The sequence below is a fragment of the Desulfobacula sp. genome (genome assembly GCF_021107415.1).
On sequence record NZ_JAIOSW010000398.1, the window covers coordinates 1 to 2568 of the forward strand.

Consider the following 2568-nt stretch of genomic DNA (forward strand, 5'->3'; position numbering starts at 1 on the left):
ACAAGGCTACAACCCAAGGCTAAAAGCCATTTAAGCCAGACAGGAAACTTCCATGGGGATATGCCCTCAATCCATTTCATTTGGGACTTGTAAAATATGGATTGATCATCTCTTTTTAATTGTTTGAGGTGATAATCAATTCTTTCAATGAGGAATTTATTTTGATTCCTGGGTACGGCAAAATAGAGGTTGTTTGGGCAGCAAATTATGGTGCTTCTCTGTGCATCATATTTGTTTTCATGTGTCAGTCCGAATAGACGGCTTATTATTCCAGCATCTACTTGTTTTTTATCCAGCAATTCAAACACTTCTGAGAATTCATTAACCTCGACAAATGTACAAAAAATTCCTAAGTTTTTTATCTTTATTTTAAAATCTTCATAAGAAATATCCCCTTTCATGGCAGCGATTTTTTTATTTCTCAAATCTATAATTGACTCGATTTCAGAATTTTCTTGTACATAAACAATAGCCCAATTTGAGAAAACAATTTCACTATTAATATCACAGTATTCAGCCCTTTTTTCTGAGTCAGCAATATCTAAGAGTAAATCGATTTCTCCCTGCTTAAGCTTTATTAGATTTGATTCCCAGGTAGCAGGCAGATATTCAATTTGCCATCCCTCTTTTGAAGCAATATAATCTAAGATATCAATAAAAAACCCTTGAGCTTTCCCCGTGCTATCAAGGAAAACTTTGGGCTCATTTTGGTATATTCCTACTTTTATTTTTATTTCGGCTGAGACAGATACACTGCACAGAAAAATGAATAAAAGGAGGATACATAAGATGCATTTTTTCATTTCATATCCTTACCAATAAGTGGGTCATAAAGTGTGAAAAACTAACCCCAGGTCTTAAGGCTATATTTTTTAGGGAGGTGTGCTGAACCATTATCATGCAAGCAAGGAGATTAAGATACCATATAGCTGCTTTATTGTCAAGACGGGCTTTTGCTATGAATTGGCTAAATTTCCGGGATGTTGTGCACAGGAAACCACTATACGCCAAGCTTCGCCTTGGCAAGCCTGTCTGTCCGAGTGAGGTTTTTAAAAATAAGCTTTGGCAGGATAATACGCCTGAGGCGTACAAGTCTGGGTTTCTGATGTAACTTGTCCTGCCGAAGAATTCCAAACCGAAGGTGGATCATTCGAACTGGTTTCCGGCTGTTCGTCATATGAGGGAAATCGATACGAATAATCGATAACGACAAGAGTCCAGCAAGCACTGCGAGTGTCCATTTTCCGACAGCACCGGGTATAGCCAACGCTATGGAAAGTACTCCAATCTCAGTATGTTTAGACCTGGTCGTTGGGCAAGAATATAGCCTTTCCTCACGAGCTCTATTTGAACATATGTCGTATAAAAGGCTTTCGCATCATCTTTCAGTTCAAGGGCCACCATTAATCCTCGGGCACGAATCGCATTTATCTTGTTTGTGTGAACCTTAATACCCCTTAATCCGCTTATAAGCATCACTGCAATATTTTTACTTTGTTCGATTAATCAATCCTCATTTATGGCCCGTATCACTTCAAGTACGATGGCAGCTCCGAGCGGGTCATTCTGGTGTGATTGGGCATATTTGACTTGCCTGCCACTTAATTACAGAGCTAAACCCCCAGCTTAGCTGGGGGTTTAGCTCTGTAATTATCTATATCGCGGCGTAATTAATGTTTCAGATTTAAGATATTATTTTTAATTACCCCTACTGATGGAATAAATGTCTGTGTAATTCGTTATAATTAAAGAGAGCGCTTTTTTAAAGCCAATGAGTTCAATTTAATGAATACATTGCTAAGGCTAAAAAAGATTATACAACGGCTTGTAAGTTTTAAAGACATACATGAACTGCTAAAGGTCTCTTGAGTTTGTGGCCTCTGAGAAACGACATAATGTGCAGATTTTACATATTTTTTATGCAATTCCCTACCCGGAAATTGCTGATTCTAATTAAAAATAAATTATTTTTATTTTAGGAGATTCATGCAATGAGAGATTTTCTTTATAAACACAAAGTATTTATTTTGGCAGCAGTCATTTTGTGTCTTTTTTCTGGAACAGCATTTGCGCAAGGCCCGAAAATTATAAAGATTTCAGGCAAGGCAGAAATCCTTAAATCTACCGATAAAAAGCCTTTTCCGGCAAGGTTAAACTATGAACTTAAGCCTGGAGACCGTATCCAGGTGGTCGGTAAAGGGTATGTTGTTATTCAAAAAAAGAAATCCGGTTTTTTTTCATCGTTTTCAAAAGCATCTTACAGGATATTTATTTCGAGATCGTCCCATTTGAAATATTTGGGCAAATCTTACTGGGCTCCTGTTGAGAAATTCTTTACATCAATGGGGCGTATTCGGTTAAAAATTAGAAAAGGGAATCATTTGGATGTAAATACTCCAACCATGGTAGCCGGTGTAAGAGGAACAGATTTTGTTGTTGACGTCAAGCCTTCAACAGGTAAGGTCTCGGTGGTATCTGGGCTGGTGTCGGTTACGGACAATAAAGGAAAAACAGTTATGGTTGGGCCTGGTGAAAGTATAACTGCTACAAGTAAAGGCCTGGCCGCAG

At 38.0% G+C, this 2568-nt stretch carries 2 protein-coding genes; one reads left to right on the plus strand and one right to left on the minus strand.

What is annotated here, in order from left to right:
* Positions 1-803, minus strand: an 803-nt coding sequence (locus K8S13_RS20135) for a transporter substrate-binding domain-containing protein (protein WP_291465412.1), incomplete at its 3' end; no start/stop codon positions are given.
* A gap of 1188 nt (positions 804-1991) precedes the next feature.
* On the opposite strand from K8S13_RS20135, the gene K8S13_RS20140 reads away from it, so the two are divergent.
* Positions 1992-2568 (plus strand): FecR domain-containing protein (locus tag K8S13_RS20140; RefSeq protein ID WP_291465413.1); only part of this gene is annotated, 577 nt, incomplete at its 3' end.